We start from the raw sequence: 14,488 nt of genomic DNA, 5'->3' as shown, positions 1-14,488 counted from the left end.
CAAGCTATGTGACATAGCCGAAAGTGAGTAATTTCGATTTAGGCTACGAATAAGACCTAACTATGTAATGCCAGCTCAGCAAGGACCTAATTGTTGAGGTAACTGGTAAGGAGACAATATGGCAGATTCAACCCCAGAAATGCTATCTGGCGCAGAGATGATCGTGCAATCTTTGATTGACGAGGGTGTACAACAGATCTTTGGCTACCCAGGTGGTTCCGTTCTCGATATCTACGATGCGCTACACGAAAAGCGCGAAAACATCCAACACGTTCTCGTTCGTCATGAACAAGCCGCAACACATATGGCCGATGGCTATGCGCGCGCTACAGGTAAACCAGGTGTAGTACTTGTGTGTTCAGGCCCAGGTGCGACCAATACGATCACTGGTATCGCAACCGCCTATATGGACTCGATCCCTATGGTTGTGCTGTCTGGTAACGTACCAAACAACCTTATTGGTAACGATGCGTTCCAAGAGTGTGACATGGTCGGTGTATCACGCCCTGTCGTTAAGCACAGCTTCCTATTGCAGCGTGCGGAAGATATTCCAGAGACACTGAAAAAAGCCTTTTATATCGCCTCAACGGGTCGTCCTGGACCGGTTGTTGTGGATATTCCAAAGGATGTAATGAATCCGCAGATTAAGTTCCCTTACGAGTACCCAGAAGCGATCAAGATGCGCTCTTATAACCCGACACTATCTGGGCATAAAGGGCAGATCAAAAAAGCACTTAAGGCGATCTTAGAGGCGAAAAAGCCGGTTCTTTACGTGGGTGGCGGCGCCATCATGTCTGAAGCGGACCAACACATCGTCAAGTTGGCAGAAACCTTGAACCTGCCAGTAGTGAGTACCTTGATGGGGCTGGGTGCCTTCCCTGGTACACATAAGAATTCTTTAGGCATGCTAGGTATGCACGGTACATACGAAGCAAACCTGGCTATGCATAATGCCGACCTAATTTTCGGCGTGGGGGTTCGCTTTGATGACCGAACCACCAACAATCTAGATAAGTACTGCCCTGACGCTAAGGTTGTTCATATTGATATCGACCCATCGTCTATCTCGAAAAACGTGCGCGCAGACTTACCTATCGTAGGCTCAGCAGATGTGGTACTCGAGACCATGCTCAAACTGCTTGTCGAGCAGGGTGGCACGAACGATGAAGCGGCACTCAATTCGTGGTGGGATGATATTGCGGGATGGAAAGAGCGTAACTGTCTTGGTTATGAAACCTCAGAAGAGCGCATCAAGCCACAACAGGTTATTGAAGTGCTTCACAAGCTGACGGGTGGAGACGCGTATGTTGCTTCTGATGTCGGTCAGCACCAAATGTTCGCAGCACTCTACTATCCGTTTAACAAGCCGCGTCGCTGGATTAATTCTGGTGGTCTGGGCACGATGGGCTTTGGCTTCCCTGCTGCCATGGGGGTTAAATTTGCCTACCCAGATGAAGAGGTCGTGTGTGTGACAGGTGATGGCAGTATTCAGATGAATATTCAAGAGCTGTCTACGGCAATGCAATACGACGTTCCAGTTAAGATCATCAACCTAAACAACCGCTTTTTAGGGATGGTGAAACAGTGGCAAGATATTATTTATCAAGGACGTCACTCTAACTCATATATGGACTCTGTTCCTGATTTCGCTGCGATTGCAGAAGCGTATGGACACGTTGGTATTCGAATCTCGAATCCAAGTGAGCTGGAATCAGGTCTGAAAAAAGCATTAGAAATGAAAGACCGCCTAGTCTTCGTTGATATCAATGTTGACGAGACCGAGCACGTTTACCCCATGCAAATCAAAGGGGAAGGCATGCACAAGATGTGGCTAAGCAAGACGGAGAGAACCTAATATGAGACATATCATTTCGCTACTAATGGAAAACCAACCTGGTGCACTGTCTCGCGTTGTTGGCTTATTCTCTCAGCGTGGTTACAACATCGAATCTTTGAACGTGTCACCGACCGATGACGAGACACTATCGCGACTCAATATCACCACTGAGTCGGATGAAATGGAGCTTGAGCAGATCCAGAAGCAGCTTCATAAGCTTATTGATGTTTTGAAAGTGCAAGAAGTGACGGAGTTTGACCACATCGAGCGTGAGCTGATGATGGTGAAGGTCAAAGCAAGTGGTTTTGCTCGTGCAGAAGTGAAACGCACAGCAGACATCTTCCGTGGTCAGATCGTTGATGTAACGGCATCTCAGTATACGGTGCAGCTTGCTGGTACGGCGGAAAAACTCGATGCGTTTGTCTCGGCTTTGTCTGAGGTCACTGACGTCGTTGAGGTGGCTCGAAGCGGTATTGTCGGTATTGCTCGTGGTGAACGAGCGCTAAAGCCATAACGCTTCTAGTAGCATGAAAAAAGCCAGTCTCAGGACTGGCTTTTTTGTAATCTGTGGAGGGTTATCGATTAGCCTTCAATCTCAACAAATGGCGCTGGCTCTTCGATGATAGGCCGCATCTCTTCTTCCTCTTCTTGAGGTTGAGGTGCTTCTTCAACTTGTGCCGGCTCAGCCTCCGCTTCTGTATTGAGCTTCTCTTGTTGCTCACTGAATTGGAATGCTCGAATAACCTGCTTTACACCCGATACGTTGCGAGCAAGCTCTGTAGCAATATCGGCGTGCTCTTTAGATACATAGCCTAGCAAGAAAACTTCACTGTCTTCGGTAATGACTTTGACTTTTACGCCGTTAAGTCTTTGATCAGTAAGCAGTGCCGACTTGACCTTGGTCGTTAGCCAACTGTCATTGCTGATTTGGGTGAAGCTCAGTGGTTGTTTGATGCGAATCTGGTTGTAGACACGTTTGACACCGCTCAATCCCTTCACTTGGCTCTCAAGTTGACTGCTCAGAGCCTCGGTGTTCGCCTGACCCATTAGCACAACTGTGCCGCGCTGTGAGCTTGCAACGACTCGAACATTACCCACGTAAGGGGCTTTATTGCCCATGCCAGCCACTTCGGACTCAAGGGCGCTGTCATTCCAGATCTCTTTTGCGCTGCGTGTGTCGGTGACTAGGTTAACCGTTGTTGCTGCGCCAGCGACAAATAATCCAGCACAGCCTGACATCATGACACTCATCATCAGGAGCGTGATCGCTTTATACATCTTCATGCTATTACTCTTCGTGAGACGGGAATAGAACTTGGTCAATAAGGTCACACAAGCAGTGTAAAGTCACCATGTGAACCTCATGAATACGCGCCGTGCGGTGTGAAGGAATTCGAATTTCCACATCGTTCTCGCCGAGCAGACCTGCCATTTCGCCGCCATCTTTACCTGTGAAGGCGATGATGGTCATCCCGCGCGTAACCGCTGCTTCCATCGCTTTGATGACATTCTTGCTGTTTCCACTGGTAGAGATAGCAAGCAGGATATCGTCAGTCTGTCCAAATGCGCGCACTTGCTTGGCAAAGATATCCTCAAAGTTATAGTCGTTTGCAACCGCTGTCATGGTGGTGTTGTCTGCCGTCAGTGTCATTGCTGGAAGGCTAGGACGCTCTGTTTCGAAGCGGTTAAGGAGGCATGATACGAACTGCTGCGCGTTGGATGCTGACCCGCCATTGCCGCAGCATAGGATCTTGTTGCCATTCAGCAGCGTTGCAACCATGGCCTGGGCTGCGTGAGTGATGACGTCTGGCAGGGCTTCTGCCGCTGCTATTTGAATTTGAATGCTTTCAGTAAAACTTTCTTTGATGCTATCGCGCATGGTTATCCTTGAGTGATCGCGTTTTTTATCCAGTTGATATCATTGCCTTGTTCGTGGATGGCAACCACATCAAATCGAAATTCGGTGTCATAGGGTGATAAGCCATTTTTGAGTAGCCACAGCGTCGCTGCTTTCTCAATCTTTTTGGCTTTGGCACGTGTCACCATCTCTTGGGCCGTGCCATAGTTTTGATTGCGTCGATACTTAACTTCAATGAAGACAACGCTCGACTTGTCGCGCATGATGAGGTCGACTTCGCCACATTTTACCGTGAAGTTGTCAGTAAGAGGAACTAAACCTTGTCGACCAAGGTAGTCTTTGGCGAGTTCCTCATAGTTTTTGCCGACGGCACGCTTACTCGCTGACGGTTTGTTCCAGGGCAGCAATGTCATCGGTACTCTCATCCTGAGCGGGTTCTGCTGTCGCTTCTTGCTCAGCAGCTGGTTTGGTTTCGCCGTATACGCCCCATGAAATTTGGCGCTGTACGATACAGCTTTGGTCAAGCGTAAGCACGCCAGTTTGACCATCTACTGAGTAGCCCTCAACCGCTTTTAGTTGCGGTAGCTCTTTCGTTAGCGTGTACGCGTCCATGCCAAGCGCTTGGAGGCGCTTCTCTGCATTTGAGCTCTTAGGCCAGAACTTGTTCATTTGAGCATCAAGCTCAGAATCTTCATTAACGAGCAGCGGAATATCACTGTATACCACACCAGTCAGATCTTCGTATTGGCGCTTCTCGCTGTGGCTGTGAGAGTCTGCAAACAGCTTAGGCTGTGGTGCATCTGGGTTAATCGCCACTTCGATAAACGGTTTGATCAAAGTAAGATCGGCGTTATTCGCGACAATGTAGACTGAATCGACATCACGGCGGCTACGCGGTTGATTCTCAAGCTTCATCCCTGTTAGCGCTTCCATCTGTGCGATACGCTGCTGACTTTCTTGAAGACCAAACACATTGTTAATGGTTTTCTGGAGCTGAGCACGGTTCGCATATTGTGCGACCGCAACCTTGTTGTCACTCACTTTGGACCATTCTTCCTCAAATGCTTTCGCGACGCGGTTACCTAGATTGCCTTGAGGCGCAATGATTAGCGGGAATGAATAGTCATTCTTTGCTAAATGTTGTGCTGCCTGTGCAACTTCTTGCTCGGGTGACAGTGTTAGGTAACACATCATTTGCGATGGTTCGATATCGTTTGGGATATTGAGCGCAAGTGCCGGAATCGGTGTTTCTGAGTTCTGTTGAGCCTGCTGAAGCTTTTCAACATTCTCTTTTACAAGTGGGCCAACGATGAAATCGACGCCATTGGCGACAAGTTTCGCTTTGATATCACTCGTTGTTGCTTCGTTAGTATCGATGACAGTGAAGATGGCTTCGGGATCGCGTACTTCGTCATCCATCATCGCCATCACAAATCCATCACGAACCAGCGCAGCTTGTTTTGCGTACTTGCCAGATAGTGGCAACAGAAGCGCAGTACTGTGCGGTGAAGAAATCTCGAGGTTTAGTATGTCGTAGATGCTTTGCGGTGTGTAGACAGCCGCTGGGTGGGTTGGGTTTTCCGTCAGCCAGTTCTGTAAGGTGTTTTGAAGCTGAGGCAGAGAACCGCCCATTGCTTTCATGTACGTCGCTAATTGTAACCATCCATCAAGCACTTCTTCTTTCGGCTCAGCAACCAATGTTGAAAGCTCTTGAGCAGAGTACTGGTTTAGATTGTTCCAGATATCGGCATTAATGGCTTCTTGCTGGTCACGTGGAGCGAAGCCTGACATCGCGATCAGCTCACGGCTTGCCTCGAAGTAGTCGCCCATCGCCGCTAGGCTTTGCGCGCGAAGTTGGTAGTAGCGCTGCCACTGTTGCTGGGCCAGTGGCCTCTCAACAGGGAAGTTAAGCTGTAGGTAAGCATCTTGCGCTTTACCTTGAGCAAGGTTTAGCTCAGCTCGAGCAAGTTGCCATTCAGCTTGCTGAATAGTTGTTAGATTTTGTTTCGCTAAGCGATTAGAGAGCCTTTGAGCTTGCTCGTAGTTACCTTCTTGGATAGAAGCCTTAAGCGCTAAAATTAACCACTCATTGGCAAATCCACCTTGATCGGCGTCCGCGCGCATCAGATAAGTCTCTGATGAGGCTGTCGGTGCAAGGGTGATGTCTACGCTCGCAGGGGCGCTTGGCTGGGAAGAACAAGCGGCAATGGTCAAAGCCAATGCAATTGGAGTCAGTAGGCGTGTTACACTATTTCTCTTTGGGTTCATCATTGCCATGAGCTCTTTAATCACTATTCGTGTAAAATCATTATATTAATCGTTGAAGTGCTGGTAAACAAATGACAAGCAACAAAACTACTTATATTGAGCAACCAACGCTCTTTATTGTACCGACACCGATCGGAAATCTCGGTGATATCACACAAAGAGCGCTAGATGTGCTTAATAGCGTCGACATTATTGCTGCTGAAGATACGCGCCACACAGGCAAGCTTCTGTCTCACTTCAATATTCAAACTAGAACATTTGCGCTGCATGATCACAATGAGCAGCAAAAAGCGCAAGTTTTAGTCGATAAACTTCTAGCGGGGGAATCTATTGCATTGGTTTCTGATGCAGGGACTCCGCTAATTAGTGACCCAGGGTATCATTTGGTCTCTCAATGTCGTCAAGCAGGCGTTAAAGTTGTGCCATTACCTGGTGCATGTGCGGTGATCACGGCGCTGAGTGCCTCTGGTCTGCCATCTGATCGCTTTAGTTTTGAAGGCTTTTTGCCAGCGAAGAGCAAAGGGCGCAAAGATAAATTTATGGAGATCGCCAAGGTAGAGCGTACTTGCATCTTCTATGAATCACCGCACCGAATCACCGAGTCCCTTGCTGATATGTTGGACGTGCTCGGTCCTGAGCGCGAGGTAGTACTGGCTAGAGAACTCACCAAAACTTACGAAACGATTCAAGGTTTGCCATTAGGTGAGCTGATTGAATGGATTGAAGAAGATGAAAACCGTAAGCGCGGCGAGATGGTGCTGCTGATTCATGGACACAGAGAACCCGTGAACGAAGAACTGCCTGATGAAGCGACGCGTACCTTGGCGATTTTGGTCAAAGAACTGCCGCTAAAGAAAGCCGCTGCTGCGACGGCTGAGATTTATAACCTCAAGAAGAACGCCCTCTATAAATGGGGTTTGGAAAACTTATCCTAGAAAAACATTGAGTAATCTTGCTCGCTTCGCTACAATCCGCGCCCTGAAGTTGACCGGATAGTCGCTGCTTCGTTGACGTCCCCTTGAGCTTGTCTTGGGGGAGACTGACGGAGGGGAGGAAAGTCCGGGCTCCACAGAGCAGGGTGCCAGGTAACGCCTGGGGGGCGAAAGCCTACGACAAGTGCAGCAGAGAGAAGACCGCCGATGGCTCCATTTCTTCGGAAGGAGCACAGGTAAGGGTGAAAGGGTGCGGTAAGAGCGCACCGGGCGACTAGCAATAGTTCGTTGCAAGGTAAACTCCACCCGGAGCAAGACCAAATAGGCCCCCACATTGCGTGGCTCGCGTAAGGGGGCGGGTAGGTTGCTCGAGCCAGTGAGCGATTGCTGGCCTAGACGAATGGCTATCACCGCTTCGGCGGATACAGAACCCGGCTTACAGGTCAACTTCACCTATTATAGAAAAACCCATTACAAATTGATTTTGTGATGGGTTTTTTGCTTTTTTATCACCTATCTTTACGATAGGCTGAACTTAACCAGATGACGTTACTGCAGTAAATCAGTAAACTTGTCATCTTTGCCCAAGCAACTCTCGAGATCACCCATGAGCGAATCCTTTCAACACATTTCGGTACTACTTCACGAATCCATTGATGGTCTAGCGATCAAACCGGATGGAACTTACATTGATGGAACGTTTGGTCGCGGTGGTCACAGTCGTCAGATTCTTTCACAATTGGGTGACAACGGTCGCCTATTCAGTATTGACCGCGATCCGACGGCTATCGAAGAAGCAAAAAAGATCGACGATCCTCGCTTTACCATTATCCACGGTCCGTTCTCAGGCATGGCTGAATACGCAGAGCGCTATGACCTAGTAGGGAAAGTCGATGGTGTGTTGCTCGACCTTGGTGTCTCTTCTCCTCAGCTTGATGATGCAGAGCGCGGCTTTAGCTTTATGAAAGATGGTCCATTGGATATGCGTATGGATCCAACGTCCGGTATGCCCGTTTCTGAATGGTTGGCGCAAGCTGATCTTGATGACATTACTTGGGTGATTCGTGAGTTTGGTGAAGACAAGCACGCTCGTCGCATTGCAAAAGCGATTGTTGCTCATCGTGAAGACGAAGAGAAAGAGCCGCTGACGCGCACGAGTCAGCTAGCGAAGTTGATTTCAGAAGCTGCGCCAAAGAGCTTCAAAGAGAAGAAGCATCCGGCAACGCGTGCATTCCAAGCATTTCGCATTTATATCAATAGCGAACTTGAAGAGATCGACACTGCGCTTAAAGGGGCGGCAAGCATTCTTGCTCCACAGGGGCGACTGTCAGTGATCAGCTTTCACTCGCTAGAAGATCGCATGGTTAAGCACTTTATGCGCAAAGAGAGTAAGGGTCCACAGGTGCCACATGGTATTCCAATGACGGAAGACCAAATTCGTGCACTTGGCAGCGCTAACCTTAAAACAATCGGTAAGGCGCTCAAGCCTTCTGATCAAGAAGTGGAAATGAACACTCGCTCACGCAGCTCTGTACTTCGTGTGGCGGAAAAACTGTAACGGATGACGGGATGTCTAACCAGCCGACTCACAATCTCGCGAAACTGATTGCCTTAGATATCATCACGGTAGGGCGTATACCGCTCATGGTCTTCTTGATGATATTCGCAACAGCAATGGGGGTGGTATTTGCAACCCATCACACGCGTGAAGCCATTAATGAAAAAGATCTTGCGCTTCAGGAGCGTGAGCGGCTTGATAACGAGTGGCGCAACCTTTTACTTGAAGAAAATGCGCTTTCAGAGCATAGCCGAGTGCAGGCTATGGCGAAGCAAGAGTTAGATATGACGCGCCCAGACGCAGACAAGGAAGTAGTGGTTTCCCTGAAATGAAAGGCAAAAAAGTCGTTAAGTCTTCCAACAAGAAACAGTCTCAGCAAGCCGCTACTCAGCCAGAGCTTATAGCTTGGCGTTTTCGCCTTATCATGGGGGGCGTGCTTCTTATCTTTGCTGCGCTTGTCGCGCGTATCGGCTACATCCAAGTTATTGAGCCTGACAACCTGATTAAGCAGGGCGATTTACGCTCTGTGCGTGTTAAAGCGCTGCCGTCTGCGCGCGGTATCATCTCAGATAGAAACGGTGAGCCACTGGCGGTGAGTGTACCTGTGCAGGCGGTGTGGGCCGATCCCGCTACCATTTTCAAAGACGATGGTCTAAAACAGCTTGACCGCTGGCATGCCCTTGCTGATGTTCTCGGCCTCGACCGAGATGACTTGATCGCTAAAATCAATAAAAACAAATCCCGCCGATTTATCTACCTGCAACGCCAAGTAAGCCCTGCAATGGCAAAGTACATTAAAGAGCTGAAACTCTCCGGTGTTGGGCTGAAAGCCGAGTCAAGACGTTACTACCCAGCGGGCGAGGTTAGTGCTCACTTGGTCGGCGTAACAGGTATTGATGGGCACGGCCTTGAAGGGGTGGAGCGCAGTTATGACAAGTGGCTGACGGGTGAGGCGGGCAAGCGCATTATTCGCAAAGACCGTTACGGGCGTGTGGTAGAAAATATATCTCTGGAAGATAGAGAGGAAGGCAAACCGCTCGAGCTGACAGTCGATCAAAGACTTCAGGCGATCGCTTATCGTGCTGTTAAGCAAGCGGTAGCAGATTATCGTGCGACGTCTGGCAGCGCCGTCATCATAGACGTGAAAACGGGTGGCGTGCTAGCCATGGTCAATGCCCCATCGTACAACCCGAATAACCGCTCTTCACGCCAATCATTTACCATGCGTAACCGAGTGATCACCGACGCCATGGAGCCAGGCTCTACTGTTAAGCCGTTTGTGGTACTTGCGGCTTTAGAAGCTGGGATTGCCGATGAAAATACCATTATCGACACCGGCAATGGCATCATGCAAATTGGTGGCAGTCGCGTACGTGATACCTCAAAGGTCGGCAAAGCGAACCTCGCTAAGATTCTGCAAAAGTCGAGTAACATCGGTGTTGCCAAACTGGCGCTAGACATGCCATTAGAGGCGTTACTCGGCATGTATAGCTCAATCGGCTACGGTCAACTCTCTGGCCTGAACCTCGTCGGTGAAACCACTGGTATCTTCCCGAATCGACGCCGCTGGTCGCAGTTTGAAATCGCGACTCTAGCGTTTGGCTACGGCATCTCCATCACGCCTCTTCAGCTTGCTCATGCTTATGCGACGCTGGGCAATGGTGGCTTATACCAGCCTGTGCATATTATTGAAAATAACCAGCAAGACCTGTCAAAGCAGGTCATTGATCACGACGACGCGATGTCGGTTTTGCATATGCTAGAAGCGGTCACGCAGCCGGGAGGTACGGCTACGAGAGCAGCCGTGCCTGGCTATCGAGTTGCTGCAAAAACCGGTACATCAAGAAAGGCGGCAGCGGGTGGCTATAGCGATGAGTATGTAGCGATCACCTCAGGTGTTGCCCCAGTGAGCGACCCACGCATTGCCTTGGTTGTGGTCATCAATGAACCACAAGGTGACCAATATTATGGCGGTGCCGTAGCGGGTCCGGTATTTTCCGAAATCATGAAAGGAGCGTTACAGATACTGAATGTCGCTCCCGACGAAAACCAATTTCAGCAATAGGTGAGAAGCAATGTTGACCTCTTTGACATTGGCAAAGTTATTAAAACCATGGCTTGATGACAGCAATAAGCTGATGACAGATAGTTCTCTGGGCACAATCAAGGTGTCTAACTTGGAACTTGATAGTCGTGCGATTGAACAAGGTGATACCTTTGTGGCGATTATCGGCCACACTGTCGATGGTCGCTTGTTTATCGAGCGTGCAGTTCAATCTGGCGCCAAGTCTGTTATTGCGCAGGCAGATGCTGAGCACAAACATGGCGAAATCAGTTACGTTCACGATGTACCTGTTGTTCATATCTATCAGCTCGACAGCTTGCTATCGGTGATCGCAGCGCGTCTTTATCAGTACCAGCAACAAGTGATTGGTGTTACGGGCACCAATGGTAAGACGACGATCACTCAGCTTACTGCGCAGTGGATTGAACTGCTTGGCGAGAAAGCCGCCATCATGGGCACCACGGGCAATGGTTTCTTAAGCGATCTGCAAGAAGCGAAAAATACCACTGGCAGCGCGATTGACGTTCAGCGCACTCTATCCCAGTTGGATAGCCAAGGTGCGCAATACACGGCAATGGAGGTCTCGTCCCATGGTTTGGTTCAAGGGCGCGTAGCGGCGGTTCCTTTCTCTCTGGGTATTTTTACTAACCTTAGTCGCGACCATCTGGATTACCATGGCACGATGCAAGGCTATGAAGAGGCGAAAAAGCTACTGTTTACGGGGCATCATTGCGAGCACGCCGTGCTGAACGTCGATGATGAGGTTGGCCGTCGCTGGCTTTCTGATCGCAGTGATGCGATTGCCGTTTCTGTCGAAGGTCATCAGCTCAGCGAAAAAGGGTTATGGGCGACATCGGTGCATTACAGTGATGGCGGCATCTCGATAGAATTTGATGGCTACTTTGGCAGCGGTAAACTTGATGCGCCGCTTATTGGTCAGTTTAATGCTAGTAATGTGTTACTGGCGTTCGCAGCGCTCCTGGTCCTTGGCTTTGATAAACAAGCGCTTACCGAAACTGCCTGTAAACTTCAGCCTGTTTTGGGTCGCATGGAGCTTTTCCAAGCGTTAGATAAGCCCAAAATTGTAGTGGATTATGCGCATACACCAGATGCACTCGAAAAGGCATTGCAGGCGCTAAGAGTGCATTGTGAAGGACAGCTTTGGGTGATCGCTGGATGTGGCGGTGACCGAGATAAAGGTAAACGCCCAATGATGGCGTCTATCGCAGAGCAATTAGCGGATAAAGTGATTTTAAGTGATGACAATCCCCGCAGCGAAGATCCTAAAGCGATTGTTGAGGACATGCTGGCGGGAATGCGTGAGCCGAGCCGCGCTTACGTTGAACATTCTCGTTTTGAGGCCGCGCAGTTGGCGGTGCGAAATGCGACCGCCTCAGACATTATTCTGCTTGCTGGTAAAGGTCACGAAGACTATCAGGTGATTGGCACTGATTCCGTTCACTACTCAGACAGAGAAACCGCAGCGCAGTTACTAGGACTCACATTATGATTGAACTTTCGTTAACGGATATCGCAGCCATCGTCGATGGTCAGCTAGTCGGTGAATCTGTCCATATCACGGATGTCACCACAGACACGCGAGCGATCGAAGCCGGCGCGCTATTCATTGCGCTGGTTGGTGAACGCTTTGATGCTCATGATTTTGCGGAGCAAGCGGTGGATAAAGGTGCGGCGGCACTGATAGTTGAAAGAGAACTCGATGTCTCCGTAGCGCAAGTCGTGGTCGCCGACAGTAAGCGCGCATTAGGGCAGCTTGGCGCAGAAGTTCATAAGCGTTGCCAAACCAAGACCCTTGCTATCACGGGAAGTTGTGGCAAAACCACAGTTAAAGAAATGATTGCCAGCATCTTGTCGAGTAAAGGGCAGGTGCTCTACACGGCAGGCAACTTTAACAACGACATCGGAGTGCCACTCACCTTACTTCGCAATACGCCTCAAGATGAGTTCTCGGTTATCGAGCTGGGTGCAAACCACATCGGTGAAATTGCTTACACGACGGCGCTGACTCAACCGGATGTCGCTATTGTCAATAATGTTGCCGAGGCACACCTTGAAGGCTTTGGTTCTATTGATGGCGTAAAGCAAGCCAAAGGTGAAATCTATCAAGGACTTTCTAAGGGTGGTATCGCCTTGGTCAACCTTGACAGTAATGGTGGTGACTATTGGAATGAGGTGCTTGCTGACAAACGTGTGGTTACTTTTTCCAAACAGAATGTTAACGCAGACTATTATGCCTCTGACATCACCATGTCATCGCTCGGAAGTCCGCTGTTTACACTTCATACACCAACGGGTTCGGTTTCAGTAGAGTTAACCATGATTGGTGAGCATAACGTGGCTAATGCGGTTGCCGCAGCCGCGTTAGCAACGCAAGTTGGCGCTACGCATGAGCAGATCCAGAGCGGTTTGCAATCACTGAGTAAAGTGAAACGTCGCGTTGACGTTGAAAAACTTAACGACTCCATTACCTTGATTGACGACAGCTACAATGCCAGCGTGCCTGCGATGAAAGCCGCCGTCGATCTTCTCGGGCAGTTTACCCAAACGCAGCGTTGGTTGATTTTGGGTAACATGGCCGAATTAGGGCATGAAAGCCTTGCACTTCACAAAGAAGTCGGTGAACATGCTGCTCCTTTCGCTTTTGAGCACGTTTTGACCTATGGTGAGGATGCAAAAGTGATTAGTGACTTATGCAGTGGACAGCATTTTGAAAGTCACGACAGCATGCTCGAATATATCGAGCGAACATTAGTACAGTTAAACCAGACCCCTCATACTTTGTTAGTTAAAGGGGCGCTAAGTGCAGGCATGTTCAATATCGCCAATGCACTGAAGGAGAAATACACATGATCATTTGGCTTGCAGAGTTACTACAGCCATACTTTTCTTTTTTTCGTCTGTTTGAATATTTGTCATTCAGAGCCATTGTCAGTGTATTAACTGCTCTTGGAATTTCTTTGTGGATGGGACCCAAAATGATTGCCCGTCTGCAAATGCTGCAAATTGGACAAGTTGTTCGTAACGAAGGTCCAGAGTCGCACTTTAGTAAACGTGGCACGCCAACCATGGGTGGTGTGATGATCCTATTTGCGATTTCTGTCACCGTTCTGCTTTGGTCTGATCTGAGTAACCCATATGTTTGGGCCGTTCTAGCGGTACTGCTAGGTTATGGTGCCGTCGGCTTTGTTGATGATTATCGCAAAGTAGTGCGCAAGAACACCGATGGTCTGATCGCTCGTTGGAAGTACTTCTGGCAGTCTTTGATTGCTTTGGTTGTTGCCTTTGCACTTTACGCTCACGGCCAAGATACAGCAGCGACACAACTTGTGGTGCCATTCTTTAAAGACGTCATGCCACAAATGGGACTGTTCTACATTGTCTTTACCTACTTCGTTATTGTTGGTACCAGTAATGCGGTAAACCTCACCGATGGTCTCGATGGCCTAGCGATCATGCCAACCGTATTGGTTGCGGCAGGTTTCGCGGTTATTGCCTGGGCAACCGGTAACGTGAACTTCGCCAATTATTTGCATATCCCGTATATCCCGTATACCTCTGAACTAGTTGTGGTTTGTACGGCAATGGTTGGTGCAGGCCTAGGTTTCCTATGGTTCAACACCTATCCAGCACAGGTGTTTATGGGTGATGTGGGCTCGTTGGCGCTTGGTGGTGCACTGGGTGTGATCGCGGTTCTTGTGCGTCAAGAGTTTGTGTTGGTCATCATGGGCGGCGTGTTCGTGATGGAAACACTGTCGGTAATCCTTCAGGTTGGTTCATACAAACTTCGTGGTCAGCGCATCTTCCGTATGGCGCCGATCCATCATCACTATGAACTCAAAGGTTGGCCAGAGCCGCGTGTTATCGTTCGCTTCTGGATTATCTCTATTGTGCTGGTTCTAATTGGTCTAGCCACACTGAAAGTACGTTAATCTCAGATAGGGACCCCGTT

At 49.2% G+C, this 14,488-nt stretch carries 13 protein-coding genes and 1 other RNA gene; 10 read left to right on the top strand and 4 right to left on the bottom strand.

The window, feature by feature from the left end; genetic code table 11:
• Positions 1 to 118 precede the first annotated feature (118 nt).
• Positions 119 to 1,855 carry an acetolactate synthase 3 large subunit gene (locus LY387_RS13805; protein ID WP_234494515.1) on the top strand — a complete coding sequence of 579 codons (1,737 nt, stop codon included), beginning with the start codon at positions 119 to 121 and terminating at the stop codon, positions 1,853 to 1,855.
• A gap of 1 nt (position 1,856) precedes the next feature.
• Complete coding sequence (gene ilvN, locus LY387_RS13800; RefSeq protein WP_006072691.1) at positions 1,857 to 2,351, top strand: acetolactate synthase small subunit; 495 nt, start codon at positions 1,857 to 1,859, stop codon at positions 2,349 to 2,351.
• Positions 2,352 to 2,419: 68 nt separating this feature from the next.
• Here ilvN and LY387_RS13795 read toward each other — a convergent pair whose 3' ends face one another.
• From LY387_RS13795 to LY387_RS13780, 4 genes are read right to left on the bottom strand one after another with little or no spacing between them, the layout of a single operon-like run.
• Positions 2,420 to 3,115, bottom strand: a complete 696-nt coding sequence (locus LY387_RS13795) for a BON domain-containing protein (RefSeq protein WP_234496125.1) — start codon at positions 3,113 to 3,115, stop codon at positions 2,420 to 2,422.
• 10 nt (positions 3,116 to 3,125) lie between these two features.
• Positions 3,126 to 3,716 carry a phosphoheptose isomerase gene (locus LY387_RS13790; protein WP_234494514.1) on the bottom strand — a complete coding sequence of 197 codons (591 nt, stop codon included), beginning with the start codon at positions 3,714 to 3,716 and terminating at the stop codon, positions 3,126 to 3,128.
• Between the two features lie 2 nt (positions 3,717 to 3,718).
• Positions 3,719 to 4,108: a YraN family protein gene (locus LY387_RS13785; RefSeq protein WP_234494513.1), complete on the bottom strand. Its 390-nt coding sequence runs from the start codon at positions 4,106 to 4,108 to the stop codon at positions 3,719 to 3,721.
• Entirely contained in the window at positions 4,071 to 5,972 is a 1,902-nt protein-coding gene (locus tag LY387_RS13780; RefSeq protein WP_234494512.1) for a penicillin-binding protein activator, read from the bottom strand. Before LY387_RS13780 ends, LY387_RS13785 begins: the two co-directional genes overlap by 38 nt.
• A 62-nt stretch (positions 5,973 to 6,034) precedes the next feature.
• Here LY387_RS13780 and rsmI point away from each other — a divergent pair, with 62 nt between their 5' ends.
• The 8 genes from rsmI (at position 6,035) to mraY (ending at position 14,468) form a co-directional block, all read left to right on the top strand.
• Positions 6,035 to 6,898: a 16S rRNA (cytidine(1402)-2'-O)-methyltransferase gene (gene rsmI, locus LY387_RS13775; protein ID WP_042475988.1), complete on the top strand. Its 864-nt coding sequence runs from the start codon at positions 6,035 to 6,037 to the stop codon at positions 6,896 to 6,898.
• A gap of 45 nt (positions 6,899 to 6,943) precedes the next feature.
• An RNA gene (gene rnpB, locus LY387_RS13770) (RNase P RNA component class A) lies at positions 6,944 to 7,350 on the top strand.
• Between the two features lie 152 nt (positions 7,351 to 7,502).
• Positions 7,503 to 8,453 (top strand): 16S rRNA (cytosine(1402)-N(4))-methyltransferase RsmH, encoded by a 951-nt coding sequence (gene rsmH, locus LY387_RS13765; RefSeq protein WP_234494511.1) that lies wholly within the window; start codon positions 7,503 to 7,505, stop codon positions 8,451 to 8,453.
• An 11-nt stretch (positions 8,454 to 8,464) separates the two neighbouring features.
• The gene (ftsL, locus tag LY387_RS13760) at positions 8,465 to 8,785 is read left to right on the top strand and encodes a cell division protein FtsL (protein WP_042475995.1); all 321 of its coding nucleotides are present in this window, start codon (positions 8,465 to 8,467) and stop codon (positions 8,783 to 8,785) included.
• On the top strand, positions 8,782 to 10,518 hold the full coding sequence (locus LY387_RS13755; RefSeq protein ID WP_234494510.1) for a penicillin-binding transpeptidase domain-containing protein: 1,737 nt from the start codon (positions 8,782 to 8,784) through the stop codon (positions 10,516 to 10,518). The genes ftsL and LY387_RS13755 overlap by 4 nt, the downstream gene beginning before the upstream one ends.
• 10 nt (positions 10,519 to 10,528) lie before the next feature.
• Positions 10,529 to 12,028, top strand: coding sequence for a UDP-N-acetylmuramoyl-L-alanyl-D-glutamate--2,6-diaminopimelate ligase (gene murE / locus LY387_RS13750; protein ID WP_234494509.1), 1,500 nt, complete (start codon positions 10,529 to 10,531; stop codon positions 12,026 to 12,028).
• Positions 12,025 to 13,389 carry a UDP-N-acetylmuramoyl-tripeptide--D-alanyl-D-alanine ligase gene (locus LY387_RS13745; protein WP_234494508.1) on the top strand — a complete coding sequence of 455 codons (1,365 nt, stop codon included), beginning with the start codon at positions 12,025 to 12,027 and terminating at the stop codon, positions 13,387 to 13,389. The genes murE and LY387_RS13745 overlap by 4 nt, the downstream gene beginning before the upstream one ends.
• Entirely contained in the window at positions 13,386 to 14,468 is a 1,083-nt protein-coding gene (mraY, locus tag LY387_RS13740) for a phospho-N-acetylmuramoyl-pentapeptide-transferase (RefSeq protein WP_128647974.1), read from the top strand. The genes LY387_RS13745 and mraY overlap by 4 nt, the downstream gene beginning before the upstream one ends.
• The last annotated feature ends 20 nt before the right edge of the window (positions 14,469 to 14,488 follow it).

Source organism: Vibrio maritimus, from assembly GCF_021441885.1.
Taxonomy (GTDB): Bacteria; Pseudomonadota; Gammaproteobacteria; order Enterobacterales; family Vibrionaceae; genus Vibrio; species Vibrio maritimus_B.
The sequence above is the reverse complement of the archived record's forward strand: the minus strand, read 5'-3'. Positions and strand labels throughout refer to the sequence as shown.

What these genes read in the sequence shown, in the direction of transcription:
- LY387_RS13780 (WP_234494512.1), bottom strand. Translation starts at nt 5,972, where the DNA reads ATGGCAATGATGAACCCAAAGAGAAATAGTGTAACACGCCTACTGACT.
- ilvN (WP_006072691.1), top strand. Translation starts at nt 1,857, where the DNA reads ATGAGACATATCATTTCGCTACTAATGGAAAACCAACCTGGTGCACTG.
- murE (WP_234494509.1), top strand. Translation starts at nt 10,529, where the DNA reads ATGTTGACCTCTTTGACATTGGCAAAGTTATTAAAACCATGGCTTGAT.
- rsmH (WP_234494511.1), top strand. Translation starts at nt 7,503, where the DNA reads ATGAGCGAATCCTTTCAACACATTTCGGTACTACTTCACGAATCCATT.
- LY387_RS13790 (WP_234494514.1), bottom strand. Translation starts at nt 3,716, where the DNA reads ATGCGCGATAGCATCAAAGAAAGTTTTACTGAAAGCATTCAAATTCAA.
- LY387_RS13785 (WP_234494513.1), bottom strand. Translation starts at nt 4,108, where the DNA reads ATGACATTGCTGCCCTGGAACAAACCGTCAGCGAGTAAGCGTGCCGTC.
- rsmI (WP_042475988.1), top strand. Translation starts at nt 6,035, where the DNA reads ATGACAAGCAACAAAACTACTTATATTGAGCAACCAACGCTCTTTATT.
- LY387_RS13755 (WP_234494510.1), top strand. Translation starts at nt 8,782, where the DNA reads ATGAAAGGCAAAAAAGTCGTTAAGTCTTCCAACAAGAAACAGTCTCAG.
- LY387_RS13795 (WP_234496125.1), bottom strand. Translation starts at nt 3,115, where the DNA reads ATGTATAAAGCGATCACGCTCCTGATGATGAGTGTCATGATGTCAGGC.
- LY387_RS13805 (WP_234494515.1), top strand. Translation starts at nt 119, where the DNA reads ATGGCAGATTCAACCCCAGAAATGCTATCTGGCGCAGAGATGATCGTG.
- mraY (WP_128647974.1), top strand. Translation starts at nt 13,386, where the DNA reads ATGATCATTTGGCTTGCAGAGTTACTACAGCCATACTTTTCTTTTTTT.
- ftsL (WP_042475995.1), top strand. Translation starts at nt 8,465, where the DNA reads ATGTCTAACCAGCCGACTCACAATCTCGCGAAACTGATTGCCTTAGAT.
- LY387_RS13745 (WP_234494508.1), top strand. Translation starts at nt 12,025, where the DNA reads ATGATTGAACTTTCGTTAACGGATATCGCAGCCATCGTCGATGGTCAG.